Source organism: Blastococcus sp. SYSU DS0510, assembly GCF_054050835.1.
Genome location: NZ_JBJHAC010000014.1, coordinates 63116 through 88498, shown reverse-complemented (window position 1 = coordinate 88498; position 25383 = coordinate 63116). Strand labels below are relative to the sequence as shown.

General features: G+C 74.9%; 27 protein-coding genes and 1 tRNA gene. 12 read left to right on the top strand and 16 right to left on the bottom strand.

Annotated elements, in window-relative coordinates; genetic code table 11:
* Nucleotides 1-91: 91 nt before the first annotated feature.
* Together ACI79P_RS13065 and ACI79P_RS13060 are read left to right on the top strand one after the other, a co-directional pair.
* The gene (locus ACI79P_RS13065) at nucleotides 92-337 is read left to right on the top strand and encodes a type II toxin-antitoxin system Phd/YefM family antitoxin (RefSeq protein ID WP_456581486.1); all 246 of its coding nucleotides are present in this window, start codon (nucleotides 92-94) and stop codon (nucleotides 335-337) included.
* On the top strand, nucleotides 334-585 hold the full coding sequence (locus ACI79P_RS13060) for a Txe/YoeB family addiction module toxin (RefSeq protein WP_456581485.1): 252 nt from the start codon (nucleotides 334-336) through the stop codon (nucleotides 583-585). Before ACI79P_RS13065 ends, ACI79P_RS13060 begins: the two co-directional genes overlap by 4 nt.
* A gap of 18 nt (nucleotides 586-603) precedes the next feature.
* Here ACI79P_RS13060 and ACI79P_RS13055 read toward each other — a convergent pair whose 3' ends face one another.
* Entirely contained in the window at nucleotides 604-1020 is a 417-nt protein-coding gene (locus ACI79P_RS13055) for a hypothetical protein (protein WP_456581484.1), read from the bottom strand.
* Between the two features lie 180 nt (nucleotides 1021-1200).
* Between ACI79P_RS13055 and ACI79P_RS13050 the strand changes: the two genes are divergently transcribed.
* Nucleotides 1201-1662 carry a hypothetical protein gene (locus tag ACI79P_RS13050; protein ID WP_456581483.1) on the top strand — a complete coding sequence of 154 codons (462 nt, stop codon included), beginning with the start codon at nucleotides 1201-1203 and terminating at the stop codon, nucleotides 1660-1662.
* Here ACI79P_RS13050 and ACI79P_RS13045 read toward each other — a convergent pair.
* Nucleotides 1649-2077 carry a cupin domain-containing protein gene (locus ACI79P_RS13045; RefSeq protein WP_456581482.1) on the bottom strand — a complete coding sequence of 143 codons (429 nt, stop codon included), beginning with the start codon at nucleotides 2075-2077 and terminating at the stop codon, nucleotides 1649-1651. The genes ACI79P_RS13050 and ACI79P_RS13045 overlap by 14 nt on opposite strands.
* 52 nt (nucleotides 2078-2129) lie before the next feature.
* Here ACI79P_RS13045 and ACI79P_RS13040 point away from each other — a divergent pair, with 52 nt between their 5' ends.
* Nucleotides 2130-2954 (top strand): alpha/beta hydrolase, encoded by an 825-nt coding sequence (locus ACI79P_RS13040; protein WP_456581481.1) that lies wholly within the window; start codon nucleotides 2130-2132, stop codon nucleotides 2952-2954.
* Here the strand turns inward: ACI79P_RS13040 and ACI79P_RS13035 are convergent.
* The 6 genes from ACI79P_RS13035 to ACI79P_RS13010 all read right to left on the bottom strand — a co-directional run bounded on the left by ACI79P_RS13035 (nucleotide 2941) and on the right by ACI79P_RS13010 (nucleotide 9952).
* Nucleotides 2941-5544 (bottom strand): bifunctional FO biosynthesis protein CofGH, encoded by a 2604-nt coding sequence (locus ACI79P_RS13035; protein ID WP_456581480.1) that lies wholly within the window; start codon nucleotides 5542-5544, stop codon nucleotides 2941-2943. The genes ACI79P_RS13040 and ACI79P_RS13035 overlap by 14 nt on opposite strands.
* A gap of 247 nt (nucleotides 5545-5791) precedes the next feature.
* Nucleotides 5792-6637 (bottom strand): ABC transporter permease subunit, encoded by an 846-nt coding sequence (locus ACI79P_RS13030; RefSeq protein WP_456581479.1) that lies wholly within the window; start codon nucleotides 6635-6637, stop codon nucleotides 5792-5794.
* 73 nt (nucleotides 6638-6710) lie between these two features.
* Complete coding sequence (locus tag ACI79P_RS13025) at nucleotides 6711-7682, bottom strand: ABC transporter ATP-binding protein (RefSeq protein ID WP_456581478.1); 972 nt, start codon at nucleotides 7680-7682, stop codon at nucleotides 6711-6713.
* Nucleotides 7683-7701: 19 nt separating this feature from the next.
* Nucleotides 7702-8787 (bottom strand): hypothetical protein, encoded by a 1086-nt coding sequence (locus ACI79P_RS13020; RefSeq protein WP_456581477.1) that lies wholly within the window; start codon nucleotides 8785-8787, stop codon nucleotides 7702-7704.
* Nucleotides 8771-9286 carry a sigma-70 family RNA polymerase sigma factor gene (locus ACI79P_RS13015; RefSeq protein WP_456581476.1) on the bottom strand — a complete coding sequence of 172 codons (516 nt, stop codon included), beginning with the start codon at nucleotides 9284-9286 and terminating at the stop codon, nucleotides 8771-8773. Before ACI79P_RS13015 ends, ACI79P_RS13020 begins: the two co-directional genes overlap by 17 nt.
* 153 nt (nucleotides 9287-9439) lie before the next feature.
* Nucleotides 9440-9952 carry a flavin reductase family protein gene (locus ACI79P_RS13010; RefSeq protein ID WP_456581475.1) on the bottom strand — a complete coding sequence of 171 codons (513 nt, stop codon included), beginning with the start codon at nucleotides 9950-9952 and terminating at the stop codon, nucleotides 9440-9442.
* A 34-nt stretch (nucleotides 9953-9986) separates the two neighbouring features.
* Between ACI79P_RS13010 and ACI79P_RS13005 the strand changes: the two genes are divergently transcribed.
* Together ACI79P_RS13005 and ACI79P_RS13000 are read left to right on the top strand one after the other, a co-directional pair.
* Entirely contained in the window at nucleotides 9987-11408 is a 1422-nt protein-coding gene (locus tag ACI79P_RS13005; RefSeq protein ID WP_456581474.1) for a dihydrolipoyl dehydrogenase family protein, read from the top strand.
* 117 nt (nucleotides 11409-11525) lie between these two features.
* Nucleotides 11526-12347 (top strand): SGNH/GDSL hydrolase family protein, encoded by an 822-nt coding sequence (locus ACI79P_RS13000; RefSeq protein WP_456581473.1) that lies wholly within the window; start codon nucleotides 11526-11528, stop codon nucleotides 12345-12347.
* A gap of 84 nt (nucleotides 12348-12431) precedes the next feature.
* Here ACI79P_RS13000 and ACI79P_RS12995 read toward each other — a convergent pair whose 3' ends face one another.
* Nucleotides 12432-14360: a putative bifunctional diguanylate cyclase/phosphodiesterase gene (locus ACI79P_RS12995; RefSeq protein ID WP_456581472.1), complete on the bottom strand. Its 1929-nt coding sequence runs from the start codon at nucleotides 14358-14360 to the stop codon at nucleotides 12432-12434.
* Between the two features lie 198 nt (nucleotides 14361-14558).
* Here ACI79P_RS12995 and ACI79P_RS12990 point away from each other — a divergent pair, with 198 nt between their 5' ends.
* Entirely contained in the window at nucleotides 14559-15599 is a 1041-nt protein-coding gene (locus tag ACI79P_RS12990; RefSeq protein WP_456581471.1) for an LLM class flavin-dependent oxidoreductase, read from the top strand.
* 74 nt (nucleotides 15600-15673) lie between these two features.
* Here the strand turns inward: ACI79P_RS12990 and nadC are convergent, their stop codons facing one another.
* From nadC to nadA, 3 genes are read right to left on the bottom strand one after another with little or no spacing between them, the layout of a single operon-like run.
* Nucleotides 15674-16567: a carboxylating nicotinate-nucleotide diphosphorylase gene (nadC, locus tag ACI79P_RS12985; RefSeq protein ID WP_456581470.1), complete on the bottom strand. Its 894-nt coding sequence runs from the start codon at nucleotides 16565-16567 to the stop codon at nucleotides 15674-15676.
* Nucleotides 16564-18255 carry an L-aspartate oxidase gene (locus ACI79P_RS12980; RefSeq protein ID WP_456581469.1) on the bottom strand — a complete coding sequence of 564 codons (1692 nt, stop codon included), beginning with the start codon at nucleotides 18253-18255 and terminating at the stop codon, nucleotides 16564-16566. Before ACI79P_RS12980 ends, nadC begins: the two co-directional genes overlap by 4 nt.
* On the bottom strand, nucleotides 18252-19265 hold the full coding sequence (nadA, locus tag ACI79P_RS12975; RefSeq protein WP_456581468.1) for a quinolinate synthase NadA: 1014 nt from the start codon (nucleotides 19263-19265) through the stop codon (nucleotides 18252-18254). Before nadA ends, ACI79P_RS12980 begins: the two co-directional genes overlap by 4 nt.
* Before the next feature lie 62 nt (nucleotides 19266-19327).
* Between nadA and ACI79P_RS12970 the strand changes: the two genes are divergently transcribed.
* Together ACI79P_RS12970 and ACI79P_RS12965 are read left to right on the top strand one after the other, a co-directional pair.
* On the top strand, nucleotides 19328-20041 hold the full coding sequence (locus tag ACI79P_RS12970; RefSeq protein WP_456581467.1) for an NUDIX hydrolase: 714 nt from the start codon (nucleotides 19328-19330) through the stop codon (nucleotides 20039-20041).
* Nucleotides 20042-20208: 167 nt separating this feature from the next.
* Nucleotides 20209-20364, top strand: coding sequence for a DUF6131 family protein (locus ACI79P_RS12965; protein WP_456581466.1), 156 nt, complete (start codon nucleotides 20209-20211; stop codon nucleotides 20362-20364).
* A 155-nt stretch (nucleotides 20365-20519) separates the two neighbouring features.
* Here ACI79P_RS12965 and ACI79P_RS12960 read toward each other — a convergent pair whose 3' ends face one another.
* The 4 genes from ACI79P_RS12960 to ACI79P_RS12945 all read right to left on the bottom strand — a co-directional run bounded on the left by ACI79P_RS12960 (nucleotide 20520) and on the right by ACI79P_RS12945 (nucleotide 22015).
* Nucleotides 20520-21041, bottom strand: a complete 522-nt coding sequence (locus ACI79P_RS12960; RefSeq protein ID WP_456581465.1) for a DinB family protein — start codon at nucleotides 21039-21041, stop codon at nucleotides 20520-20522.
* 169 nt (nucleotides 21042-21210) lie between these two features.
* Nucleotides 21211-21420, bottom strand: a complete 210-nt coding sequence (locus tag ACI79P_RS12955; RefSeq protein WP_456581464.1) for a hypothetical protein — start codon at nucleotides 21418-21420, stop codon at nucleotides 21211-21213.
* Nucleotides 21421-21531: 111 nt separating this feature from the next.
* A complete protein-coding gene (locus tag ACI79P_RS12950; RefSeq protein WP_456581463.1) occupies nucleotides 21532-21807 on the bottom strand; it encodes a hypothetical protein in 276 nt (91 codons plus the stop codon).
* A 135-nt stretch (nucleotides 21808-21942) separates the two neighbouring features.
* A tRNA-Arg gene (locus tag ACI79P_RS12945) sits at nucleotides 21943-22015 on the bottom strand.
* Nucleotides 22016-22203: 188 nt separating this feature from the next.
* Between ACI79P_RS12945 and ACI79P_RS12940 the strand changes: the two genes are divergently transcribed.
* The 3 genes from ACI79P_RS12940 to ACI79P_RS12930 all read left to right on the top strand — a co-directional run bounded on the left by ACI79P_RS12940 (nucleotide 22204) and on the right by ACI79P_RS12930 (nucleotide 25358).
* A complete protein-coding gene (locus ACI79P_RS12940; protein ID WP_456581462.1) occupies nucleotides 22204-22728 on the top strand; it encodes a single-stranded DNA-binding protein in 525 nt (174 codons plus the stop codon).
* A 100-nt stretch (nucleotides 22729-22828) separates the two neighbouring features.
* Entirely contained in the window at nucleotides 22829-24499 is a 1671-nt protein-coding gene (ettA, locus tag ACI79P_RS12935; protein WP_456581461.1) for an energy-dependent translational throttle protein EttA, read from the top strand.
* 235 nt (nucleotides 24500-24734) lie between these two features.
* Nucleotides 24735-25358 carry a maleylpyruvate isomerase family mycothiol-dependent enzyme gene (locus ACI79P_RS12930; protein WP_456581460.1) on the top strand — a complete coding sequence of 208 codons (624 nt, stop codon included), beginning with the start codon at nucleotides 24735-24737 and terminating at the stop codon, nucleotides 25356-25358.
* Nucleotides 25359-25383 lie beyond the last annotated feature (25 nt).

Here is a 25383-nt window from a genome sequence, read left to right as displayed (position 1 = left end):
GGTCCGCTACCCGGCCCCGTCCGAGGCACACCGACGCGCATAGGCAAGGAGAGTGGTACGGTTTCTCGTACCACGTGCCGATGGAGGATCCATGTCCGTCACCGCCAGCGAAGCCCGTCAGCGGCTGTTTCCGCTGATCGAGGAGGTCAACGCCGACCAGGTCGCCGTCGAGATCGTCTCGAAGCGCGGAACGGCATTCCTCGTCTCCGCCGACGAGTACCACTCGCTCAAGGAGACCGTGCACCTCCTGCAGTCACCCAGGAACGCCGAGCGTCTTCGCGAGAGCCTGGCGGAGGCGGCCGACGGGAAGGCTGAGCCGCACCAGCTGGTCGAGTGAGGATCGTCTTCACGACCCATGGCTGGGACGACTACACGAGCTGGACGGGCGACCGGAAGACGCTGGGCCGGATCAACCGTCTCATCACCGAGGCCGCCCGGGACCCTGCTGCAGGAGCGGGCAAGCCTGAGCGCCTCCGTGGGGACCTCTCCGGCTGCTGGTCGCGCCGCATCGGCCAGGAACACCGCTTGGTCTGCACCGTCCGCGGTGACGACCTCGTGATCCTGCAGGCGCGGTACCACTACTGACCGGGCCCATCGGCTCGATCAGCCGGGCGGGGCGTCGTCGTCGGTGGGCCACTCAGGGATCGGCAGGCCGGAGGCGGTCAGCAGCCGCTCGACGGTCTGCTCGACCACCTCGTCGGTGGGCGGCACGCCGCCCGGCGAGGCCATGAGGCCCCGCACCTCCGCGGGCTCCAGCTCCGTGCCCACCGCGTCCCGCACCCACCGGGCGAACCCTTCGGCCTCGGCGTCGACGTCCACGGGCACCGAGGCGTCGGGCTCGTCGAAGTAGATCCGCGGCTCGTAGCCGAGGAAGAAGCGGCCGCCGGAGGCGTCGGCGGCGCGGTAGTCCACGGTCGCGATGTCGCTGTCGTGCACGTCGACCATCAGGAACGGCACCGCGGTCGGCCGCCCCGTGCGCCAGCGTCCTTCGCTGTAGACGAGCGTGCCGAAGTAGCCCATGGACCGAGGCTACCGACGCCCGGCCCGGCAGCCCCGGGCGCCCGAGCCGGAGCCGCACTGCCGCGCTGGCGGCCCCGGTGTCGGAACCCGCGCCGGCGACCGACCCGTCGGGCGGCTCCCCCCACTACCCTCCGGCGATCCGGGTGGCGCTCCTGCGGGGGCCGAGGGTGAGGAGCAGACGTGGGCGGACGGCGGATGCTCAGGGCGCTCGCCGTCGGGATCGCGGCGGCGGTGCTCGGCGGAGTGGTCGGGGCCGTGCTGACGCGGGGGCTGATGCGGCTGGTCGCGCTCGTGGCCGGAGGCGACCCGGCCTTCAGCTGGACCGGTCTGGCCTTCATCGCGGTCTTCTACATCGTGTTCCTGGCTCCGGGCGCCGTCGCGCTGGCCTGGGCCCGGTCCCGCTGGTCCCTGGCCGTGCTGGCTGTCGGCGCCGTCGCCATCCCGGTCCAGGCGGCGGGCATCGCGCAGAGCGACCTCGAAGGCGTCGGTCCGCTCGGTGCCGGGCAGTGGACCGCGCTCACCGCGCTGTTCGTGGCGATGGCAGTCGTGTACGCGCTCCAGGCGGTGCTCGTCTACCGGCTGGCACGCTCAGGCGCGGCTGATCGAGGGCGTGAGCCGGCGGCGCGGCTCACAGCTGCGTGAGCGACCCCGGCGGCAGGTTCACCACGATCGCCTCCTGGCTGCTGCGGGCCAGGACCACGACCGCCTCCTCCTGCCCGGGGTTCTCCTCGCGGTGCGGGGTCCACGGCGGCACGAACACGTAGTCGCCCGGCTCGGGGGTGAGCCGGACCTCCTCGCCGTCCCGGGCGAAGACGAACACCGGCCGGCCGGAGACCACGTAGATGCCGGTCTCGGAGTCGCCGTGGTGGTGGTTGGCCGAGGCGGTGCCGGGCGCGACGTGGGCCTCACCCATCCAGACCTTCTCCGCACCGACGCTCTTCCCGGACACCGCCTCCTTGCGGGTCATGCCGCTGCTCTGCCCGGTGTCGGTCGAGAGCTCCGCCGCGCGGACGTGGCGCAGCGGGGCGTGCCAGTGGTCGGTGCCGTCGAGTGCCATGGACGGACGCTAGCGCTGGTCGGCCGTGCGCGGCAGGCAGGACCATCAGGAGATGCTGCGCAGGGTGCTCACGGGTGCGGCCGTCGTCGTCCTGCTGTGCACTCTCCTGGTGACCCTGCTGTGGGCGTTCCAGCGCCGCCTGGTCTACCTGCCCGACGCCGGACCCCTCCCGCCGGCGGCGGAAGCAGTGCCGGGTGCGCAGGACGTGGTCCTCGAGACCGACGACGGCCTGCGGCTGGGCGCCTGGTTCGTCCCGGGCCGGACGCCGGATGCCCCCGGGGTGCTCGTGGCGAACGGCAACGGCGGCCACCGCGGCATGCGGGCACCGCTGGCGCGGGAGCTCGCCGACGAGGGGCTGGCCGTCCTGCTCTTCGACTACCGCGGCTACGGCGGCAACCCGGGCAGCCCGAGCGAGGAGGGGCTGGCGCTGGACGCGGAGGCGGCGCGGGAGTTCCTGATCGGGGACGGCGGGGTGCCGGCCGACCGGCTCGTCTACTTCGGGGAGAGCCTCGGCGCCGCGGTCGCGACCGGGCTGGCGGTGGAGCACCCGCCGGCCGGGCTGGTGCTCCGCTCCCCGTTCGTGGACCTCGCCGCCGTGGGGAACGAGCACTACCCGTTCCTTCCGGTGCGGGCGCTGCTGCGCGACCGCTACCCGGTGGCCGAGCAGGTCCGCCGGATCGAGGTGCCCACCACGGTGGTGTACGGCAGCGCCGACTCGATCGTCCCGCCGGCGCAGAGCCGGGCGGTGGCCGACGCCGCCGCCTCGCTGCACCGGGTGGTGGAGGTCCCGGGTGCCGACCACAACGACCTCGTCCTGCTCGCGGGGGAGGAGGTGGTCGCGGCGGTGGTGGAGCTCGCCTCCCTCAGCGCGGGGTGATCGACAGGGTGAGCCGGGCGCGGCCCTCCTCGGAGCGGGCGGTGGCGATCCGCTCGGCCGACGGCGTGCCGTACTCGGTGGTCCGCTGTCGGGCGGGCCGGCCGATCGCGGCGGCCATCGCCTCGAGCTCGGCGATGGTCTTCAGCGACCCGTTCTCGCTGCCGGCCATCCGGCTGATGGTCTCCTCCATCAGCGTGCCGCCGAGGTCGTTGGCCCCGCCCTGCAGCACGGCCTGGGTGCCGGTGTCGCCGAGCTTCACCCACGAGGTCTGGATGTTGCCGATCCGCCCGTGCAGCAGCAGCCGCGCGACCGCGTGCACCGCCCGGTTCTCGCGCACGGTCGGCCCGGGGCGGGCGACGCCGGCGAGGTAGATCGGCGAGTTGTGGTGCACGAACGGCAGCAGCACGAACTCGGTGAAGCCGCCGGTGCGGTCCTGCAGGGCGGCGAGGGTGCGCAGGTGGGCGACCCAGTGCGCCGGGGTGTCGACGTGGCCGTACATCATCGTCGACGTCGTCGGGATGCCGACCTCGTGGGCGGTGCCGATGATCTCCAGCCAGGTCGCCGTCGGCAGCTTGCCCTTGGTGAGCACCCAGCGGACGTCGTCGTCGAGGATCTCCGCGGCCGTGCCGGGGATCGAGTCGAGCCCGGCCTCCTTGAGCCCGGTGAGGAACTCGCGGAACGGGAGCCCGGTGCGGGCGGCGCCGTTGACGATCTCCATGGGGCTGAACGCGTGCAGGTGGATGCCGGGCTGGCGCTGCTTCACCTCCCGTGCGAGGTCGAGGTACGCGGTGCCGGGCAGGTCGGGGTGGATGCCGCCCTGCATGCAGATCTCGGTCGCCCCGGCCGCCCACGCCTCGTCGACCCGGTCGCCCACCTGGCTCATCGACAGCGTGTAGGCGTCGGCGTCGGTGCGCCGCTGGGCGAACGCGCAGAACCGGCAGCCGGTGTAGCAGACGTTGGTGAAGTTGATGTTCCGGTTGACGACGTAGGTGACGTCGTCGCCGTTGACGTCGGCCCGGACCGCATCGGCGAGCGCGCAGAGGTTCTCGAGGTCCGTCCCGTCGGCACCCAGCAGCGCCAGGTACTCCGCGTCGGAGAGCCCCGCCGGGTCCTGCTCGGCGTGCAGCAGCGCCGCCAGCACCTCGCGGTCGCCGGCGGCCAGCGCGGTGGACCGCCCGTCGCGGGCCGACGTCGTCCGGTCGCGGAGCTCCGACCAGTCGCCGTAGACGGCGTCGAAGTCGCTGCGCCGGTCGGACGTCCGCCCGACGGTGTCGACCTCGACGTGCAGGTCGACCCGGCCCGAGGAGGTCCACGCCTCGTCCGGCTCCTGCCAGGGCAGCCCGACCGGGGTGCGCCCCTCGACCGCCAGCCCGTCGGGGCCGGCGAGCGCGGTGACGTGCGGGCGCACCCGCGGGTCCAGCCACGGCTCGGGCTGCAGCACGTACGGAGGCTGGGCGGCCAGCCGCTCGCGCAGCTCGAATCCCGCGTAGTCGGAGAGCTTGGCCAACTCCTCCAGGTTCGGCCACGGCCGCTCGGGGTTGACGTGGTCCGGGGTCAGCGGCGAGACACCGCCCCAGTCGTCGATGCCGGCGCGGAGCAGCAGCCCCAGCTCGGTGGAGTCGCTCAGGTTCGGCGGCGCCTGCACCCGCGCCTTCGGGCCCAGCAGCAGCCGGGTGACGGCGACGGCGGCCACGTACTCCTGCAGCTCCAGGTCCTCGTGGGCCTGCATCGCGGTGCGGGGCTTGGCGCGGAAGTTCTGGACGATGACCTCCTGCACGTGGCCGTGCCGCTGCGCGGCGGCGCGGATCTGCAGGACGGCGTCGACCCGCTCGGCGTAGTCCTCGCCGATGCCGAGCAGCACCCCGGTGGTGAAGGGGACGGCGGAGCGCCCGGCGTCCTCCAGCACGCGGAGCCGGAGCGTGGGCTCCTTGTCGGGGCTGCCGAAGTGCGGGCCGCCGGGCTGCGACCACAGCCGGGTCGCCGTCGTCTCCAGCATCATCCCCATGGACGCGGCCACCGGCTTCAGCCGCTGGATCTCCTCCCACGAGAGGACCCCGGGGTTGAGGTGGGGCAGCAGCCCGGTCTCCTCCAGCACCCGGATCGCCATCGCGCGCAGGTAGCCCAGCGTCGAGTCGAAGCCGTGCGCCTCGAGCCACTCGCGGGCGACCGGCCAGCGGTCCTCGGGGCGGTCGCCGAGGGTGAACAGCGCCTCCTTGCAGCCCAGCGCGGCGCCGTCGCGGGCGATCTGCAGCACCTCGTCGGGGGAGAGGTAGGGCGGCTTGCCCTGCGCCCGCAGCTGCCCGGGGGTCGTCACGAAGGTGCAGTAGTGGCAGCGGTCGCGGCACAGGTGGGTGAGCGGGATGAAGACCTTGCGGCTGTAGGTCACGACGCCCGGCCGCCCGGCGCTCGCCAGCCCCGCGTCGCGGACGCGGCCGGCGGCGGTCAGCAGCCGCTCCAGCGGCTCGCCGTCGCCCAGGCCCCGGGCGTGCAGCAGGGTCTCCGCCTCGGTCGCGTCCAGCGAGACGCCCCGTTCGGCGCGGACCAGGGCGCGGCGGACGGCGGACTCGGTCGGTGCAGGCAGAGCGCTCATAGCGGGTCCGACGCTAGCCCGCGGAGCTGACGACCGGGCTCCCCGCCCCGTCGACGTGGCCGCGACTCCGCGCACATCGGGCTGTCGGCCGCCGCCGAGACCGCGTCTTCCGCGCCTCGGCGGCCTCGGCCCCACGGGCGCAGAGAAGGGTGGTGGAAGCTCGCTCTCTGCCCCGTCCCGGTGGGCAGAGAGCGAGCACGGCCGGACCACCGGCCGTCCCGGCCCGGAGCCAGCGCACCGCGGCGGCTCAGATGTCGCGGCGCTGGAACGAGAGCGCGGTGAGCCCCCACACCACGGCCACCCAGACGGCGGCCCAGAGCAGGTAGACCGGGGTCGGGGCGGCGTCGCTCAGGAACGGGAAGCCGCCCTCGGGCCCCATCTGGATGAGCGCGCCCGGGTCCTGGAAGGCGTTCATCGCGCCCCGCCACAGGCCGTCGGTGGGCAGCAGCACCCGCGACACGGTGCCCACCCGCTCGACGCCCTCGTTGCCCAGCGCGCCGCCGATCCCGCCGACCACGCCGGCCACCCAGGTCGCCCCGAAGAGGCCCACCGCGACGATGCCCGACGCCATCGGGGAGATGACGCTGGAGAGCAGCAGGGCCAGGGTGAGCAGCACGACGGTCTCGGCCGCCAGCAGCGCGAGCCCGGCGGCGGGCGAGGGCGGCCAGTAGCCGACCACCCCGCGCACCACGAGCAGCTGGGCGAGCCCCGCCAGGACGACGTAACCGCAGCCGAACGCCAGCAGGCCCAGCCACTTGCCCAGCAGCACCGAGGACCGGCGCACCGGGCGGGCGAGCACCGCCAGCGCCTGGCCCGACTCCACCTCCCCGGCGAGCGTGGGGCCGGCCAGGAACGCGGTGCCGATCGCGGCGACCAGGCTGAAGCCGAACATGATCAGGTTGAGCAGCAGCGACGCCACGAGTCGGGCCTCGCCACTGGTGAGCGTGCCGAGCTCGGTGTCCAGGCCGATCAGCCGCGAGAAGCCCCAGCCGCTGAGCGCCAGCAGCACCACGGTGAGGGCCAGCAGCGCCCAGACGACCTTGCGCCGGGCGGCCTCGCGCAGGGTGAGCCCCGCGATGGTCAGCGCGATCACGTGTCCTCCTCGCTGGCGCTCGTCGCCCACGTGACCGGCGATGCTGTGCCCATGCGTGACCTCGCGAGCTCGGTCACGGTGCCGCCTCCTCGTGGCGGAGGACGGCGAGCAGCCGCTCCTCGAGGCTGATCCGCACCGGCTCGACGGCGTGCACGCGGACGCCCAGGCCGACGAGGTCGCGCACCAGGTCGGGCACGGTGACGCCGTCGTCCTCGGAGCCCAGCGCCACGGTGAACCAGTCGCCGCTGCGCGCCAGCGAGCCGGCCGCCCGCAGCCGCTCCTCGACCCGCTGGTCGACGTCGCCGAGGCGGAGCCGCACCTCCCGCTGGCCGAGCAGCTCGGCGAGCGTCCCGGACGCGGCCACCTTGCCCTCGTCCAGGATGACCACCCGGTCGCACACCCGCTCGACCTCGCCGATCAGGTGCGAGTTGAGCAGGACGGCGACGCCGCGGGCCTTCAGCGAGAGCACGAGGTCGCGGACGTCGACCCGGCCGATCGGGTCCAGCGCGCTGGTCGGCTCGTCCAGGACCACCAGCTCCGGCCGGGCGACCAGCGCGACGGCGAGCCCGAGCCGCTGCTGCATGCCCTTGGAGAAGCCGCCGACGCGGTCACCGGTCCGCTCGCCCAAGCCGACCATCGCCAGGCACTCCCGGCGCTCCGCGGGCGGGACGTCGATCCGCGAGAGCCTGACGTGCAGGTCCAGCACCTCGGCCGCGGTCAGCCACGGCTGGTAGCGGAACAGCTCGGGCAGGTAGCCGACGGCGCTGCGGGAGCGCGGGTCGGCGGACTCCCGGCCGAGCAGCAGCACCTCGCCGGCGTCCGGCCGCACGAGGCCGAGCAGCATCTTGATGACGCTGGTCTTGCCGGCGCCGTTGGGGCCGAGCAGCCCGACCACCTCGCCGCGACCGACGGTGAACGAGACGTCGTCCACGGCGGTCCGGCGTCCGTACCGCTTGCGCAGCCCGGAGCACCAGACCGCCGGGGACGGCGGCAGGTCGGCGAGCGTCGCGCCCGCCGTCCCCGCCGCCGTCGACCCGGAGCTCATGCCGGCGACGGTAGCGGCGTCAGCCGAGCTCACGGGCGACCGACAGCAGCTCGTCGGCGGAGAGCGTCCCGGCGACGCCGGTCATCACGCCGTCCTCGACCCACACCACGCCGGCGAACAGGCCGTTGCGGCTGGTCAGCACGGTCGCCTCGGCACCGTCGACGTCCGCGGTGGAGGAGGTGACCAGCTCGGCCGGCACCGGCAGGGGCAGCGTCGCGCCGTCCGCGGAGAGGTCGCGGAGCTGGTCGGCGAGCCCGGCGGGCAGCCCCGGCAGCGACAGGAGGTAGTCGCGCACCGTCTCGAACGGCACCCCGGAGGACTCCACGCGCGGCGCACCGACCCGGGCCACGACCAGCGTCGGCACGCCGGTCGGCTGCGCCCACATGGCCGCGACGCCCGGCCCGGCCTGCAGGCGCAGCGAGCTGCCGTCGAGCCCGGCAGGCACCGGCGGCAGGCCCTCGCCCTCGGCGGCCGCCGCCTGCGCGGCCTTCTCGGCGGAGAACGTGAAGGTGGCCTCGAGGACGCCCGCGGCCTGGTAGGTCGGGTCGCCGGTCACGCCCTCGGGCAGCTCGGCGACCTCGGGGACGTCGAGCCCGGTCCGCTCGCGCGCCGCCTCGGCGTCGGCCACCTGCTGGGGCTCCGGCTCGCGGACGACCTGCAGGTCGCCGTACGCGGAGAGGTCGGGCACCTGCACGAGGTCGGTGGCGGTCACCTCGACCGGCTCGACCTGCTCGGTCGAGAAGATGGGCAGCCAGTCGTTGGCCGCGGCGACGCCGGCGCCGGTGAACAGCACCACCGCGCCAAGCGCGGCGACGGCAGGCCGGCGCACCGCGGTCCGCCAGCCACCGCGCCGCGCCACCGCCGGGCGGGCGGGCTCCGGCGCGGTGTCGGCGGCGGCCGCGGCCGAGAAGCGGGCCCAGGCGGCGTCGGTGTCGACGGCGACCGGCGGCCCCAGCGCGGAGCCGACCAGGTGGGCCTCGCTGCGGGCGCGCTCGAAGGCGGGCCGGCAGGTGGCGCAGGCGGCGACGTGGGTGCGGTCGGCGTCGGTCACGCCGGCCGGCTCGTCGACGAGACGGCGCAGGACGCCCTCACTCGGGTGACGCATGGCGGTTCAGCTCCTTGAGCAGCACGGATTCGGCGCGGCGCACGGTGGTGCCCACGCTCCCGGGGGACATGTCGAGGGCGGCGGCGACCTCGGCGTAGCTGAGGCCGCTGTGCCGCAGGACGAGCGCGGCCGCCTGCTTGTGCGGCAGCCGCCCGAGCGCCGCCCGCACGGAGCTGCGCTCCTCGCGGGTGATGACGTCCTCGGCGACGTCGGGGACGACGGTCGGGCCGCCGTCGCCGGCGATCTCCTCCCGGGCGCTGCGACGGCGGCCCGAGCGGAGCAGGTTCAGCGCGGTGTGGGTCGCGGCGACGGTCAGCCAGCCGCCGGCCTCGTCGGCCGGCACGGTGGACCGACCGAAGGAGAGGAAGACCTCCTGGGCGACGTCCTCGGCCTGGTCCCGCGAGCCGAGCACCCGGGTCGCCACCGCGACGACCCGCGCGTAGTGGTCGCGGAAGACCTCCTCGAGGTCGGCCCGGACGCCGACCCGTGACCGTGGCATGCGCACGCCCCGATCAGTGCGGGGCCGGGCCGCGCCGCGCACCCCGGGCAGGGAGAGGGCCGCGGTGGCCGACGGCCGTATCAGGTCCACACCCGTACAGCACCGCCGGCGCCCGGGATGTGACAGCCGACGGCGAGACCTGCCTCCCCGGTGTCACGGCCGCGCCGGCGACCGGCCCGAGGCGTCCAGGTACCGGCCCCGGTGGCGCAGCAGCGGGCGGGCGGTCGTGTCCTGCACCTCGGCGTCGTCGACGGCGAGCAGGGCCAGCACGTGGTCCCCGGCCTCGACCAGGCGCTCCAGCCGGCAGTCCAGCGCGGCCAGCCCGCCGGTCAGCACGATCGCCCCGCTGCCGGCGGCCCGCGTCCAGGGCACCGACTCCAGCAGGTGGCGGGCGCTGGGCCGGCCGGCGGAGGCGAACCGCGAGGCGACGATCGCGTGCTCGGCGGCGAGGACGGTCAGCGCGCAGGCCCCGACCGCCTCCAGCACCTCGGCCGGGTAGCCCTCGGCGCTCAGGCCGACGGCGACCAGCGGAGGGGAGGCGGAGACGCTCATGACCGAGCTGACCGTCGTCCCCACGTCGTCGATGTCGTCCCGCACGGTGAGCAGGCAGACGCCGGCGGCGTGCTGGGCCAGGGCGGCGGCGAACGCCGCGGGGTCGACCGGCATGGCGGCCAGTCCAGCACACCCCCAGGATGGACCGGTGACCGAAGCCGAGCGCACGTACGACGTCGTCGTCCTCGGAGCGGGGTCGACCGGGGAGAACGTCGCCGACGTCGTGGTGCGGGGCGGGCTGTCGGCGGTGCTCGTGGAGCCCGAGCTGGTGGGCGGCGAGTGCTCCTACTGGGCCTGCATGCCGAGCAAGACGCTGCTGCGCGGTACCGAGGTGCTCGCCGAGGCGCGGTCCGTGGACGGCGCGGCGCAGGCGGTCACCGGGGAGCAGGACGTGGCAGCCACCCTCGCCCGCCGCGACTCGTTCACCTCGCACTGGGACGACGCCGGCCAGGTGGAGTGGGTGCACGGCGCCGGCATCGACCTGCTGCGGGGCAGCGGCCGGCTCGACGGCGAGCGGACCGTCGTCGTCACCGCCGAGGACGGGACGACGACCCGGCTGACCGCGCGGCACGCCGTCGCCGTCTGCACCGGGTCGAAGGCCGCCCTACCGCCCGTCGACGGGCTGGCCGAGGTCGAGCCGTGGGGGCCGCGCGAGGCGACCAGCGCCAAGGGGGCGCCGGCCCGGCTGCTGGTGCTCGGCGGCGGCTACGTCGGCTGCGAGATGGCGACGGCGTGGCAGGCGCTCGGCTCGCGGGTGACGCTGCTCCAGCGCGGGGACCGGCTGCTGCCGGGGCTGGAGCCCCAGGCGGGCGACGCCGTCGCAGCGTCGCTGCGGGACTCGGGCGTCGACGTGCGGCTGGACACGGAGGCCACCGCCGCCCGGCGGGACGGCACCGAGGTGGTGCTGACGACGGCGGACGGCGAGGTGCGCGGCGACGAGGTGCTGGTCGCGACCGGCCGCTCCGCCCGCACCGCCGACATCGGGGCGGAGACGGTGGGCCTGGAGCCGGGGGAGTACCTCCCGGTCGACACCACGCTGCGGGTCGACGGCATCCCGTGGCTCTACGGGGTGGGCGACGTCAACGGGCGCCGCCAGCTCACCCACATGGGCAAGTACGAGGCGCGTCAGGCCGGCGCGGCGATCGTCGCCCGGGCACGTGGTGAGGAGCTCGACACCTCGCCGTGGTCCCCGTTCGTCGCGACCGCGGACGACGTCGCGACGCCCTCCGTGGTGTTCACATCGCCGCAGGTCGCCGCCGTCGGGCGCACCGCCGCGGAGGCCGCGGAGGCCGGACTGCCGCACCGCGTCGTCGAGTACCCGATCGGCAAGGTCTCCGGTGCCGCGGTCTTCGCCGACGGGTACACCGGGACGGCGATCGCGGTGGTGGACACCGAGCGGGAGGTGCTGCTGGGGGTGACCTTCGTCGGCCCCGCGGTCGCCGAGCTGCTGCACGCGGCGACGATCGCGGTGGTCGGGGAGGTGCCGATCGCGCGGCTGTGGCACGCCGTCCCCGCCTATCCGACGATCAGCGAGACCTGGCTGCGGCTGCTGGAGACCTACCGCGGCTGACCCGCCTCACCCCAGGCCCGTGGCCGCCGCCCCGTGCGCGTACGGCTGGGGTCGCGACCGCGGCGCACGGGCGGGCCCTCGCGGGACCTGACCCCGGCGACGGCCCCGCGGAGGTCCGTGCTGGAGTGGGCCGTGCAGTTCGACCGCTCCGCGCGTTCCCCCTGGCGCCGCTACATCGCTCTCGGCGACTCGTTCACGGAGGGGCTGAGCGACCCCGACCCCGAGCGCCCGGGCGAGTTCCGCGGCTGGGCCGACCGGCTGGCCGAGCACCTCGCGGCCGCCGCGCCCGGCGCCGACGTCGAGTACGCGAACCTGGCGATCCGCGGGCGGCTCCTGGCCCAGGTGCTCGCCGAGCAGGTGCCGGTGGCGCTGGGGGCGCAGCCGGACCTGGTCAGCCTGGTCGCCGGCGGGAACGACCTCATGCGCCCGGGCGCCGACCCCGACGAGCTGGCCGCGCGGCTGGAGTCCGCGGTCGTCCGCTTCCGCGCCGCGGGGGCCGACGTGCTGCTGGCCACCACCGCCGACACCCGGAACACGCCGATCCTGCGCCGGCTGCGGGGGCGGATCGCCGTCTTCGACGCCAACCTGTGGTCGATCGCCGCGCGGCACGGCGCCGCCGTGCTGGACCAGTGGGGCGCGGCGTGGATCCAGGACTTCCGGCTGTGGGACTCCGACCGCATCCACCTCACCGACGAGGGGCACCGGCGGATGGCGCTGGCCGCCGCCGCGGCGCTGGGGCTGCCCGGTGCCGACGGCGAGGACTGGCGCACCCCGCTCCCGCCGCAGCCGCCCCGCGAGCTGCGGGCGGCGCTGGCCGAGGAGGCCGCGTGGGTGCGCGGCTTCGTGGCGCCGTGGGTCGGCCGGCGGCTGCGCGGCCGCTCCTCCGGCGACGGCCGGGTCGCCAAGCGCCCCGTTCCCCTGGCTCTCCCCCGGGGGTGACGTGCCGGAACGGGAGACGTGCCGGAACGGCCCGGTCCAGAGGCTCACCACGAGCCTGCGAGTGGTGAGGGGGACCGGGTCCTCTTACTGCTCGGGGTCGGCGAGGTCGTCGAAGAGCGAGCCGGCGCCGAACCGGCCGGTGTCGACCAGGTCGTGCCCCTCGGGGGACGACGGCGGCCGCTGGTGGGGGAGCCCGAGGGTCGTGGGCGGCTCCGGCAGCAGCTCACCGGCGACGTCCTCGGCCGGGGCCTGGGTGACCTCGCCGATGAGCACCTCCGCCGGGCTGGGCAGGGGCGCGGGGCGGCCGAAGGCGTAGCCCTGGGCCATGGCGCAGCCGTGGTCGAGCAGCCAGGCGGCCTGGTCGAGGTCCTCGATGCCCTCGGCGATGACCTGCAGCCCCATGCCGCGCCCGAGCTGCAGCAGCCCGTGCACCAGCGCCGCGGTCGAGGGCTGGGTGACGACGTCGGCCACGAAGGACCGGTCGATCTTCACGGTGTGGATGGGGAGCCGGTGCAGCGCGGTGATCGCCGAGTACCCGGTGCCGAAATCGTCCAGCGCGAGGGTCACCCCCTGGTCGGTGACGACGGCGACCGAGTGCAGCGTGGCCTCGGCGGCGAACAGCGCCGTCGACTCGGTGATCTCCAGCTCCAGCCGCTGCGGCGACAGCCCCGACTCCTCGAGCGCCGCGGCGACCAGTTCGCTGAAGCCGTCCTCGGCCAGGTGCCGGGCGGAGATGTTGACGTGCACCCGGAGGTCGTCGGCCCACGTGGCGGCGTCCAGGCACGCGCGGCGCAGGACCCAGGCGCCGAGCTTGGAGGTGAGCCGGTTGTTCTCGGCGACGTCCAGGAAGACGCCGGGCGGCAGCAGCCCGCGGGTCGGGTGCTGCCAGCGGATGAGCGCCTCGTAGCCCAGCAGCGTCTCGTCGGCCAGGTGCACGATCGGCTGGTAGAACAGCCGCAGCTCGTCGTTGTCGAGCGCGTGGCGGAGCTCGGTCTCCAGTTGGAGCGCGTCCACGTCGCTGCGCGAGAGCGCCCCCTCGTGCACCTCGATGCGGGCGCGCTGACCGTCGGCCTTGGCCTTGCTGAGCGCGCTCTGCGCCTGGCGGAGCAGGTCGTCGGGGGTCATGTCGGCGCCGAGGGTGAGCCCGACGCTCGCCGAGAGGGTGATCTCCCGGCCGTTCACCACGAAGGGCTCGTCGAGCACGCCCAGCAGCCGGTCCGCCAGCGCGCGCAGCCCGTCGAGGTCCTCGACGTCCTCGGCGACCACCAGGAACTCGTCGGCGCCCAGGCGCACGGCGGTGTCCTCGACGCGGGTGCTCCACCGGAGCCGGTCGGCGAACTGGCTGAGCAGCAGGTCGCCGGCCTCGTGCCCGAGGGCGTCGTTGACCGCCTGGAAGCGGTCGATGTTGAGGTGCACCAGGCCGACCTGCAGGCCCCGGCGGCGGGACAGGGCGACGGCGTGGCGCAGCCGGTCGGTGAGCGCGCGGCGGTTGGGCAGCCCGGTGAGCGGGTCCATGAACGCGCGGCGAACGGCATCCTCCTCCGCGCGGCGGCGGTCGGTGACGTCGACCAGCGACAGGACGACGAACTGCGGCGTCCCGTTGTTCTGCCGCACCACCTCGTGGGACTGCACCACCCACAGCTCCGTGCCGTCGGAGCGGCGCAGCCGGCGCTCGCCGTCCAGCAGCAGGTTCGGGTCGAGCGCGGGCTCGTCCGGCGCCGGCTCCAGGCCGAGGTCGCCCACCGGCGGGTCGTCGGGGTGGGTCAGCAGGTCGACGTGCCGGCCGGCCAGGCTTTCGGCGGTGCGGCCGGTGAGGGCGCACATCCGCGGGTTGGCGACCAGCACGTGACCGTCGAGGTCGACCAGGGCCTTGGCGATCGGTGCGCTCAGGAACAGGGCCTGGAACAGCTGGCCCCGGTCGGCGAGCAGCGTGTCGATCGCCCGCAAGCGCTGCCCGGCGCCACCGCCGGGCGTGCCCGGGGAGCGGGGCATCTCGGGTGCGGGGAGGCTCACCGGCACAGCGTCACGCATCGCAGGTGAGAAGTGACGGAAGCCGTTCACGGAGAGTCGTGATCGCCCCGTCACACTCCGTCGCACCGGGTCACACCCGTCCCACCGGTCGCGCGCGCTCCGCGGACCTGCCATGCGCGGTGGGAATCCGGGCCGCCTCCGTCGCGCTGCTGGGGCAGACATCGACGAAAGGACCCAGTCGTGGACAAGCGGATCGGCTTCCTGTCCTTCGGCCACTGGCAGCCCATCCCGGGCTCGCAGGTGCGCACCGGGCGGGACGCCCTCGTGCAGAGCGTGGAGCTCGCGGTGGCCGCCGAGGAGCTGGGCCTGGACGGCGCCTATGTGCGGGTGCACCACTTCGCCCGGCAGCTCTCCTCGCCGTTCCCGCTGCTGGCCGCGATGGCGGCCCGCACCCGGCGGATCGAGCTGGGCACCGGCGTGATCGACATGCGCTACGAGAACCCCCTGTACATGGCCGAGGAGGCGGCGGCGACCGACCTGCTCGCCGACGGGCGGCTGCAGCTGGGCGTGAGCCGGGGGTCGCCGGAGACGGCGCTGCGCGGCTCGGAGGCGTTCGGCTACGTGCCCGGCGAGGGCAGCAGCGACGCCGAGCTGGCGCGGCAGAAGACGGCGCTGTTCCTGGCGGCGGTCTCCGGGCAGCCGGTGGTCGACGCCGACCCGCGCATGACCGGCGGGGCGTCCGGTCGGCTGGCGGTGCAGCCGCAGTCGCCGGGGCTGGCCGACCGCATCTGGTGGGGCTCGGGCACCCGGGCCACGGCGGAGTGGACGGCGCGGCAGGGGCTGAACCTGATGAGCTCCACGCTCCTGGTGGAGGACACCGGCGTGCCGTTCGACGAGCTGCAGGCCGAGCAGATCGCGCGCTACCGCGCCGCCTGGGCCGAGGCGGGGTGGGAGCGGGAGCCGCGGGTGTCGGTGAGCCGGAGCGTGCTGCCGATCACCAGCGACCTCGACCGGCAGTACTTCGGCAGCGGCCGGGACGGCGAGGACCAGGTGGGCATCCTCGAGGGGGTGCGGGCGCGCTTCGGCAAGAGCTACACCGGTGAGCCCGACGTCCTCGCCGAGGAGCTGGCCAAGGACGCCGCCGTCCGGGAGGCCGACAGCCTGCTGCTCACCGTGCCGAACATGCTGGGCGTCGAGTACAACGCTCACCTGCTGCGGACGATCGTCGAGCACGTCGCCCCCGCCATCGGCTGGGTGCACCCGGACCGCCGCGCCGCCTGAGAAAGGACCCCGTCCTCCCCGCCCTTCGCAGGCTCAGGGCGCTCCCCTGGACGGGGCCGCTGGCGGCGGGCGGGTCAGCGCAGGTCGAAGCCGAGGTCGAGCACGGGCGCGCTGTGCGTGAGCGCGCCGACCGCCAGGTAGTCGACGCCGGTCGCCGCGACCTCGGCGGCCCGCTCCAGCGAGAGGCCGCCGCTGGCCTCCAGCCGCACGCCGGTCCCGCGCACCAGCTCGACGGCGGCGCGGGTGTCGGCGAGCGGGAAGTTGTCGAGAAGCACCAGCTCGACGCCGGCCGCGACCGCTTCGCGCACCTGGTCGAGGGTGTCGCACTCGACCTCGAGCGGGATGCCCGGCGCCGCCGCCCGCACCGCCTCCACGGCCGCGGTGATGCCACCGGCCGCGGCGACGTGGTTGTCCTTGACCAGCGCGGCGTCGCCGAGCGCCATGCGGTGGTTGACCCCGCCGCCGCAGCGCACGGCGTACTTCTCCAGCGCCCGCAGGCCCGGGATCGTCTTGCGGGTGTCGCGGATCGCCGCGTCCGTGCCCGCGACGGCGTCCACCCAGCGCCGGGTCAGCGTGGCGACGCCGGAGAGGTGCCCGACCAGGTTCAGCGCCGTCCGCTCCGCCGTGAGCAGCGACCGGGTGGGCCCGGCAACGGTGAGGACGGGCGCGTTCGTGCGGGCGGCCATGCCGTCGGCCGCGTGCAGCGTCACCTCGACGTCGTCGCCGCCCACGATGGCGAACACCGCGGCGGCCACCGGGACGCCGGCCAGCACGCCCGGCGAGCGGGGCACCACGTCGCCGGTGGCGCGGGCGCCGGCGGGGACGGTGGCGGTGGTGGTGACGTCGGGGCCGAGCGCGAGGTCCTCGTCGAGAGCGCGGCGGATCACCCGCTCGACGGCCTCGGGCTCCAGGCCGCCGTCGCGGAGGACGTCGGCGAGCTCCGGTCGGAGCGGGCGCCACCCGGTCATGCCACTCCCTGGGTCTGGTCGGCCGCGGTCAGCGGCACGGTGCGGGTGTGCAGGTGGCCGGCGCCGTCGATGCGGTGGGCCAGCCGCACCTGCCACTCGGGCCGGGTGCCGGGGGCGTCGGCCCGCCGGTGGCAGCCGCGGCTCTCCGGGCGGGCGAGCGCAGCCGTGGCCAGCAGCGTCGCGACCGTGTGCGCCGCCGTCGCCTCGACCGCGGCCAGGTCCAGCTCGTCGGTCCGGGGGGTCGCGGCGAGCACTCGGGTGAGCTCGGTGAGGCCGTCGGCGGTGCGCAGCACGCCGGCGTGCCGGCTGGTGGCGACGCCGATCGCCGCGCGCGCGGTGGGGTCGACGGCGCCGGCGGCGAGGGTCCGGGCGACGACGGGCTCGGCCGGATCGCCGCCGGGCAGCGTCGCGTCCAGCAGCGCGGCGCAGCGGCGGCCGGCGACCAGCCCCTCGGTGATCGAGTTGGACGCCAGCCGGTTGGCCCCGTGCACGCCGGTGCAGGCGACCTCGCCGACGGCGGACAACCCGGGGACGCCGGTGCGCCCGTCCAGGTCGGCGAGCACCCCGCCGCAGGTGTAGTGCGCGCCGAGTGCCACCGGCACGGGCTGGGTGACCGGGTCGACGCCGGCCTCCCGGCAGGCGCGGAGGATGCCGGGGAAGCGGCGCTCGAGGAACTCCGCGCCCAGGTGGGTCGCGTCCAGGAGGACGTGGTCCTCGCCGCTCGCGGCCAGGTGCGCGGCGATGGTGGCGGAGACGACGTCGCGCGGGGCGAGGTCGGCCAGCGGGTGCGCGCCGGCCATGACCCGCCGTCCGGCGCGGTCGACCAGGACCGCGCCCTCACCGCGCACGGCCTCGGAGACGAGCACCTGCTGCCCCGCGGCGCCCGACCCCTGCCAGAGCACGGTCGGGTGGAACTGCACCATCTCGACGTCGGCGACCTCGGCGCCGGCACGCAGTGCGAGCGCCAGCCCGTCGCCGGTCGTGCCGGCGGGGCTGGTGGCGGCGGCGTACGCCTGGCCGTAGCCGCCGGTCGCCAGGACGACGGCGTGCGCGCGCAGGTCCCCGGCGTCGGTCAGGGCGCCGCCGGCGCAGACCCGCGCGACCCGCAGGCCCACGACCGTCCCGTCGGCGGCGCGCAGCGCGTCCAGGGCGAGGGTGTGCTCGAGGACCTCGACGCCGGCCGCGCCCAGCGCATCCACCAGCGTGCGGGTGACCTCGGCGCCGCTGGCGTCACCGCCGGCGTGCACGATCCGGTCGCGGCTGTGCCCTCCCTCGCGGGTCAGCGCCGGGCGGCCGTCACGGCTCAGGTCGAGCCGTGCGCCGAGGTCCATCAGCAGCGCGATCGCGGCCGGCGCCTCCGCGACGAGCGTGGCCACGGCGGCCGGGTCGCAGAGCCCGGCGCCCGCGGTCAGGGTGTCCGCCAGGTGCAGCGCGGCGTCGTCGTCGGCACCGAGGACAGCGGCCAGGCCGCCCTGGGCCCACCGGGTGCTCCCGTCGCCGAGCGCGCCCTTCGTGACGACGGTGACCCGCCGCCCGGCGTCGGCCAGCGCGAGCGCGGTCATCAGCCCGGCTGCGCCGCTGCCCACGACGACGGCGTCGGTGACGGCGGTCCAGCCGGCCTCCGGCAGCGGGAGCGTGGGGACGACGGCGGGGGCGACCGGCGCGGTGCGGCGGGGCCCCACGGTCACTCGCCGACCAGCGAGGGGGTGCCGAGGGCGATCATCGCCTCGACCGCGGACCGGGCGCGGGCGGCGACCTCGGGGTCGACGGTGACCTCGTCGCGGCCCTCGCGCAGGGCGCGCAGCAGCTTCTCCGGCGTCGACATCTTCATGTAAGGGCACTCGGCGCGCGGGTTCACCGCCTCGAAGGCGGCAGCGGGGTTGGCCTGGCGGAGCTGGTGCAGCATGCCGATCTCGGTGGCGACCAGCACCCGCTTCGCCGTGGTCCGCCGGGCCTGGTCGAGCATCGCGCCGGTGGAGAGGACGTGCACCCGGTCCGAGGGCAGGTCGCCCTGGCCGACCATCCACAGCGCGCTGGTGGCGCAGCCGCACTCGGGGTGCACGAGCACCTCGGCGTCGGGGGCGTCCTCGATGCTCTGCCGCAGATCGGTGGGGGAGATGCCGGCGTGCACGTGGCACTCACCCATCCAGATGCGCATGTTCTGCCGCCCGGTGACCCGCTGGACGTGGGCGCCGAGGAACTGGTCGGGGAGGAACAGCACCTCCCGGTCGGCGGGGATCGACTCGACCACCTCGACCGCGTTGGAGGAGGTGCAGCAGATGTCGGTCTCGGCCTTCACCTCGGCGGTGGTGTTGACGTAGGAGACGACGGCGGCGCCGGGGTGCTCCGCCTTCCACGCGCGCAGCTGATCGGCGGTGATCGTGTCGGCCAGCGAGCAGCCGGCGGCGGCGTCGGGCACGAGGACTGTCTTCTCCGGGCTGAGGATCTTCGCCGTCTCAGCCATGAAGTGGACGCCGGCGAAGACGATCGTGCCGGCGGTGCTGGCCGCGGCGATGCGGGAGAGCGCGAGCGAGTCGCCCACGTGGTCGGCGACGTCCTGGATCTGCGCGGCCTGGTAGTTGTGCGCCAGGACGACGGCGTCCCGCTCGGCGGCCAGCCGGCGCACCTCGTCGCGCCAGTCCTGCCACTGCTCCGGCGTCCACTGCGCGCTGGTGGGGGCGGAGAGCGTTGCGGTCACCGGGACCTCCGGAGGAGTGGGTTTCGTACTATGAGGCGAAAACCTGTGCCCGGAAACCTAGCATGGAATCCGTGACGTCCGTGTGGTCCTCGCCCGAGCGGCCGGCCTTCCCGCACCAGGCCCTCGCGGTGGTGCTGCAGGTCCGGTCCGCGCGGCTGCACGTGATGCTCTGGCGGCGCGCCAAGGAGCCCTTCGCCGGGGCGTGGGCGCTCCCGGGCGGGCCGCTCCTGGCCGACGAGACCCTCGGCGCCTCGGTGGGCCGGCAGCTGGCCTCGAAGGTCGAGGTCGCCCAGCTCGCGCACCTGGAGCAGCTGGAGACCCGCAGCGATCCGCACCGCGACCCGCGCAGCCGGACCGTGGCGACCGCCTACCTGGGCCTGGTCCCGGGTGACCTGGACCCGGTGCTGCCCGAGGACACCGCCTGGCACCCGGTCGACGCGCTGCCGGAGACCGCGTTCGACCACGGCTCGATCGTCGGGTCGGGGCTGGAGCGGGTGCGCGCGAAGCTCTCGTACACGAACGTCGCCTTCGCGCTGGCCCCGCCGACGTTCTCGATCGCCGAGCTGCGCGAGGTCTACGTCGCCGCGCTCGGCTACGAGGTGACCGCCACCAACCTGCAGCGGGTCCTGCTGCGGCGGGGCGTGCTGGAGGCGACCGGTGAGCTGGCGGCGCCCGGCCGCGCGGGCGGCCGGCCGGCAGCGCTCTACCGCTTCGTCACGACGACCCTCGAGGTGACCGACCCCTTCGCCGTCCTGAAGCCCCCGGTCGCGCGCTGACGGCACCGCGGCCGAGCGCTTGCCTGTGCCGCAGCGCGTCCGACGGCGGCAGAGCCGTGATCACGAACGGGTGAACCTCGGGCGGGCCGGTTTGGTGGGGACGCGGAGGTGGCTATCCGCCGCCCCGACTGCAGACCGCAGATTGCAGGAACCGAACGGAGACGCACGTGCTCATCCTTGGCCTGATCCTGCTCTTGCTCGGCTTCGTCCTCGACATCTCGATCCTCTGGACGATCGGGATCATCCTCCTCGTCGTGGGAGCCGTCCTCTACGTCCTCGGCGCCACCGGACGTGCCGTCGGAGGGCGGAAACACTACTTCTGACCTTCGCGGTGCAGGGCTCCCCATCGAGACCCGCACCGGCGACACGGCGGGACGGCGAACCCCCGGCTGCATCGAGCGGCCGGGGGTTCGCCGTCGTCCGGGCGCCCGGCGCTCCGACGCCGACCGCGCGGCCGCCCTCGGTCACCGCGGCCGGGTCACTCGCCGGTGGCCCCGTCCAGCGCCTCCCGGATCAGGTCCGCATGGCCGTTGTGCCGGGCGTACTCCTCGACCAGGTGCAGGAGGATCCAGCGCAGCGAGAAGGTGTCGTCGCGACCCCACGGCCGGTCCTCGGTGTCCAGGGGCAGCCGACGGGTGACCTCGCCGACAGCGTCGGCCGCTGCCCGCCAGGTCGTCCATGCCGCGGCCACGTCGTCGGCGGTGACGGTGGCCGGGTCGACGCCGAACTGCTCCTCGTGGTCCCGGACCACCTCGGGCCACAGGTCGAGGGGCAGCCCGCCGAAGCCGACGAGCCAGCCGGTCTCCACCGCCGCGAGGTGGCGCACCATGCCCAGCAGCGTGAGCTCCGACGTGGGCACGGCGCGCGTGGCCAGTTGCTGCGGGGTGAGGTCGGCGCACTTCCACTGCAGCGTCTGCCGGTGGAACTCCAGGAAGCTCGTCAGCAGCGTCGCCTCGTCACCGGTCAGCGGTGGCTCGGTGCGGTGGTCGGCAGGTGTCATCGGGACCTCTCCTACGGGGTCGAGGCGGGGGTGGGCGCCGTCGCCGCGCATCCTGCGGCACGGGGGCGACAACCCCGGCGCTGGTCGCCGCGCCGCGGCGGTCAGCCACCCACGGGCCCTGAGCGCGGACCGCTCGCCCGGCGGCGGAACCACGCCGAGCGCAGGACGGTCACCGTTCGACCACGTCGGCCCTCGCGGTGCGCCGCTGCTTCCGCACCAGGAAGGTGGCCAGGCCCAGGTTGGCGACGGCCAGCAGGACGAAGAGCACCGTCGCGAACGTGCCGCCGGACGTGCCCCACCCGCCCACGGCGAGCACCGCCCACATCGTGCCGAGGACGAAGTACAACGTCGGGCTCGGGCGTCTGGCGGGTCTGTCCACGTGCCCTTCGTAGGTCACGCACCGCGCGAGGGCAAGGGGGTCGGAAACGATCGGCGGGCCGGCTCGCCTCGCCTCGGCAGAACCAGCCGAGTGACGCCGAGGGTCAGGGCGTCACGCGGGCAGCGGCCCCATCCCGAACGGGTGGACGTGGCTCCGGGGGTGACCTGTGCAGCCACAGACGGCGGCCTCGCCCTCGTGGGCGCGGTAGTCGCAGCACGGCACCAGCTCCGCCGCCGGACCTCCGGTGACCGGCCTGCGGTCGGTCAGGCGCACCAGCGTCCAGCCGACGACGGCCAGGGCTCCCAGGAGGGCGAGGGCGACGACGAGCGTCTTGACGATCTCGATGACGGCGACGACGACGACCAGCCCCGCGATCAGTCTCCTCATGGAGACGATCATTCCCCAGCGTGTCGGCCCGGCGACCAGGGATCACCCTGCCTGGGGCAGGGCACAGGGAGCGATCGATCCGGACCGCCGGTGCAACGAGCCCACTGGGCCAGCCGCAGCAGGGAGGCTCGACGGCGCGCCCGGCAGGACTCGAACCTGCGGCCAAGTGCTTAGAAGGCACCTGCTCTATCCGCTGAGCTACGGGCGCTCGGACGCCGATCATCGCACCGCCCGCCGAGGTGGTGACGGCGGTGGGCGCCGGCGTCGTCCACAGGGGGGAGCCGGGTCCACAGTTCCCGGGACGACCTCCCCGTCGCCGGGCACGGCGGCGAGGGTCGACGGCACACCGGCAGCGCGCCGGTCGCGCCGTCCGGCGCAGCACCCTCGAGGAGCACCGTGAACGACACCATCGTCACCGTCGTCGGCAACGTCGCCGACGACCCGCGCCGCAAGGTCACGCAGAACGGCGCGGTGACCAACTTCCGCATGGCATCCACCGCGCGCCGGTTCGACGCCGGCCTCGGGCAGTACGTGGACTCGGGCACCTTCTGGATCGACGTCGAGTGCTGGAACGGCCTCAGCGGCAACGTCGCCGGGTCGATCAGCAAGGGGGACCCGGTGATCGTCCAGGGCGCCCTGACCACGCACAGCTGGGAGTCGGACAACGGACCGCGGAGCAAGCCGCAGATCCGGGCGTACGCCGTGGGCCCGAACCTCGCCAAGGGCATGGCGGTGTTCAAGCGCGACCGGTCCGGTCGGGCGCCCGATGCGGCCGCGGGGAACACCCCCGGCTCCACCGCCGAGCCCGGCCACGACGCCGAGCCCGGCGCCCCCGTGGCCGGGTGGGACTACGTGGGGGAGGGTGCGGCGTTGTCCTCCGTGGACGGCCCCGATCCCTCGCAGGAGCCCGCGCACGCCTAGTTGCCCGGGCTGGGAGGATCGGAGGCGAGAACGTACGGGGTGGGGTCGCGACCCGCGGCCCCGCCCCCGCTCGCGAGACGACGGAAGGCTCGAATAGCCAGTGGCTCAGTACATCTACACGATGGTCCGCGCGCGCAAGGCGCACGGCGACAAGGTGATCCTCGACAACGTCACCCTGTCGTTCCTGCCCGGCGCGAAGATCGGCGTCGTCGGCCCCAACGGCGCCGGAAAGTCGACCGTGCTGCAGATCATGGCCGGTCTGCAGCAGCCCTCCAACGGTGACGCGACGCTCGCGCCCGGCGCGACGGTCGGCATCCTGCTGCAGGAGCCGCCGCTGAACGAGGAGCTCGACGTCCGCGGCAACGTGGAGGAGGCGGTGAAGCCGCTCCGCGACGCGCTGCGCCGCTTCGAGGAGGTCAGCGCGGCGATGGGCGAGCCGGACGCCGACTTCGACGCGCTGATGGCCGAGCAGGGCGAGCTCATGGAGGTCATCGAGAACGCCGACGGCTGGGAGCTCGACGCCCGCATCGAGCAGGCGATGGATGCGCTGCGCTGCCCGCCCGGCGACGCCGACGTGACCGTCCTCTCCGGTGGTGAGCGCCGCCGCGTCGCGCTGTGCCGCCTGCTGCTCGAGGCGCCCGACCTGCTGCTGCTCGACGAGCCCACCAACCACCTCGACGCCGAGAGCGTCGCGTGGCTGGAGCAGCACCTGGAGAAGTACGCCGGCACCGTCGTCGCCGTCACCCACGACCGGTACTTCCTCGACAACGTGGCCCAGTGGATCCTCGAGCTCGACCGCGGCCGCGCCTACCCCTACGAGGGCAACTACTCGACCTACCTCGAGACGAAGGCCGCCCGCCTCCAGGTCGAGGGCGCCAAGGACGCCAAGCGCCAGAAGCGCCTCAAGGAGGAGCTGGAGTGGGTCCGCTCCGGCGCCAAGGCCCGCCAGGCCAAGAGCAAGGCCCGGCTGGCCCGCTACGAGGAGATGGCCGCGGAGGCCGAGAAGTTCCGCAAGCTGGACTTCGAGGAGATCCAGATCCCGCCGGGCCCGCGCCTGGGCAGCGTCGTCGTCGAGACCAAGAACCTGACCAAGGGCTTCGGCGACCGGGTGCTCATCGACGACCTCTCCTTCACGCTGCCCCGCAACGGCATCGTCGGCGTCGTCGGTCCGAACGGGGTCGGCAAGACCACGCTGTTCAAGATGCTGGTCGGCGAGGAGAAGCCGGACGACGGCGAGATCAAGGTCGGCGAGACCGTCCAGCTCTCCTACGTCGAGCAGAGCCGCGGCGGGATCGACCCGAAGAAGACGCTGTGGGAGGTCGTCTCCGACGGTCTCGACCACATCAAGGTCGGCAACGTCGAGATGCCGTCGCGCGCCTACGTCGCCGCGTTCGGCTTCAAGGGCCCGGACCAGCAGAAGCCGGCGGGCGTGCTCTCCGGTGGTGAGCGCAACCGGCTGAACCTCGCGCTGACCCTGAAGCAGGGCGGCAACCTGCTCCTGCTCGACGAGCCCACCAACGACCTCGACACCGAGACGCTCACCAGCCTCGAGGGCGCGCTGCTGGAGTTCCCCGGCTGCGCCGTCGTCGTCAGCCACGACCGGTGGTTCCTCGACCGCGTGGCGACGCACATCCTCGCCTACGAGGGCGACTCCAAGTGGTTCTGGTTCGAGGGCAACTTCCAGGACTACGAGAAGAACAAGGTGGAGCGGCTCGGCCCCGACGCGGCTCGCCCGCACCGCGCCACCTACCGCAAGCTCAGCCGCGACTGAAGAAGGACCCCCTCGCCCCCCACCGCTCGCATGCTCGCGGCGGGGCCCTGCGAAGGGGCCGTTCCATCGCCTCACCTACGGCCGGTCCGGAGCAGCTGCTCCGGGCCGGCCGTCGGCGTCTCCGGCCGGGATCGGGTCGACCGGCCCGGCGACCCCTGGTCCGGCGGGCCCGGCGTCCCTAGGGTCGCGCCACCCCGTCGTGCACCGGCACGACCGTGTCGACACCGGAGCGCGCATGAACCTGATGAGCATGGCCCGGGCCGAACGCGAGGACCTGCGCGCCCTCGTGACTGACCTCACCCCCGAGCAGTGGGCCGCCCCCTCGCTGTGCGAGGGCTGGTCGGTGCGGGACGTGGTGGCGCACGTGCTCAGCTACGACGAGCTCGGCCCGCGCGAACTGGCCCGGCGGTTCACCCGCGGCCGGTTCACGGTGGACCGCACGAACGCCGTGGGGCTGAGCGAGTACGGGACGCGGACCCCCGCCGAGCTCCTCGCGCTCCTCGACGACCACCTCACGCCCGCCGGGCTGACCGCCGGGCTGGGCGGAGCCATCGCGCTGACCGACGGGATGATCCACCAGCAGGACATCCGGCGCCCCCTCGGCCTGCCCCGGCAGATCCCGGCCGAACGGCTGGTGCCGGCGCTGCGCACCGCGCTGTTCTCCCCGACCCTGCTGGGCGCGGTCCGCGTGCGCGGGGTGCGGCTGGTCGCCACCGATCTGGACTGGGCCTTCGGGCGCGGTCCGGAGGTCAGCGGCACAGGGGAGGCGCTGCTCATGGCGGTGGCCGGCCGCCGGGGCGTCGTCGAGGAGCTCTCCGGACCCGGCCGGGAACGGCTGGCCCGGCGCCTCCCCGGATGACGTCCCGGCCCGGTGCCCGGCCGCC

Coding starts and splice junctions, on each gene's coding strand:
- ACI79P_RS13065 (WP_456581486.1), top strand. CDS start 92: ATGTCCGTCACCGCCAGCGAAGCCCGTCAGCGGCTGTTTCCGCTGATC.
- ACI79P_RS13055 (WP_456581484.1), bottom strand. CDS start 1,020: ATGGGCTACTTCGGCACGCTCGTCTACAGCGAAGGACGCTGGCGCACG.
- ACI79P_RS13045 (WP_456581482.1), bottom strand. CDS start 2,077: ATGGCACTCGACGGCACCGACCACTGGCACGCCCCGCTGCGCCACGTC.
- ACI79P_RS13040 (WP_456581481.1), top strand. CDS start 2,130: ATGCTGCGCAGGGTGCTCACGGGTGCGGCCGTCGTCGTCCTGCTGTGC.
- ACI79P_RS13035 (WP_456581480.1), bottom strand. CDS start 5,544: ATGAGCGCTCTGCCTGCACCGACCGAGTCCGCCGTCCGCCGCGCCCTG.
- ACI79P_RS13025 (WP_456581478.1), bottom strand. CDS start 7,682: ATGAGCTCCGGGTCGACGGCGGCGGGGACGGCGGGCGCGACGCTCGCC.
- ACI79P_RS13020 (WP_456581477.1), bottom strand. CDS start 8,787: ATGCGTCACCCGAGTGAGGGCGTCCTGCGCCGTCTCGTCGACGAGCCG.
- ACI79P_RS13015 (WP_456581476.1), bottom strand. CDS start 9,286: ATGCCACGGTCACGGGTCGGCGTCCGGGCCGACCTCGAGGAGGTCTTC.
- ACI79P_RS13010 (WP_456581475.1), bottom strand. CDS start 9,952: ATGCCGGTCGACCCCGCGGCGTTCGCCGCCGCCCTGGCCCAGCACGCC.
- nadC (WP_456581470.1), bottom strand. CDS start 16,567: ATGACCGGGTGGCGCCCGCTCCGACCGGAGCTCGCCGACGTCCTCCGC.
- ACI79P_RS12970 (WP_456581467.1), top strand. CDS start 19,328: ATGGAATCCGTGACGTCCGTGTGGTCCTCGCCCGAGCGGCCGGCCTTC.
- ACI79P_RS12960 (WP_456581465.1), bottom strand. CDS start 21,041: ATGACACCTGCCGACCACCGCACCGAGCCACCGCTGACCGGTGACGAG.
- ACI79P_RS12950 (WP_456581463.1), bottom strand. CDS start 21,807: ATGAGGAGACTGATCGCGGGGCTGGTCGTCGTCGTCGCCGTCATCGAG.
- ACI79P_RS12930 (WP_456581460.1), top strand. CDS start 24,735: ATGAACCTGATGAGCATGGCCCGGGCCGAACGCGAGGACCTGCGCGCC.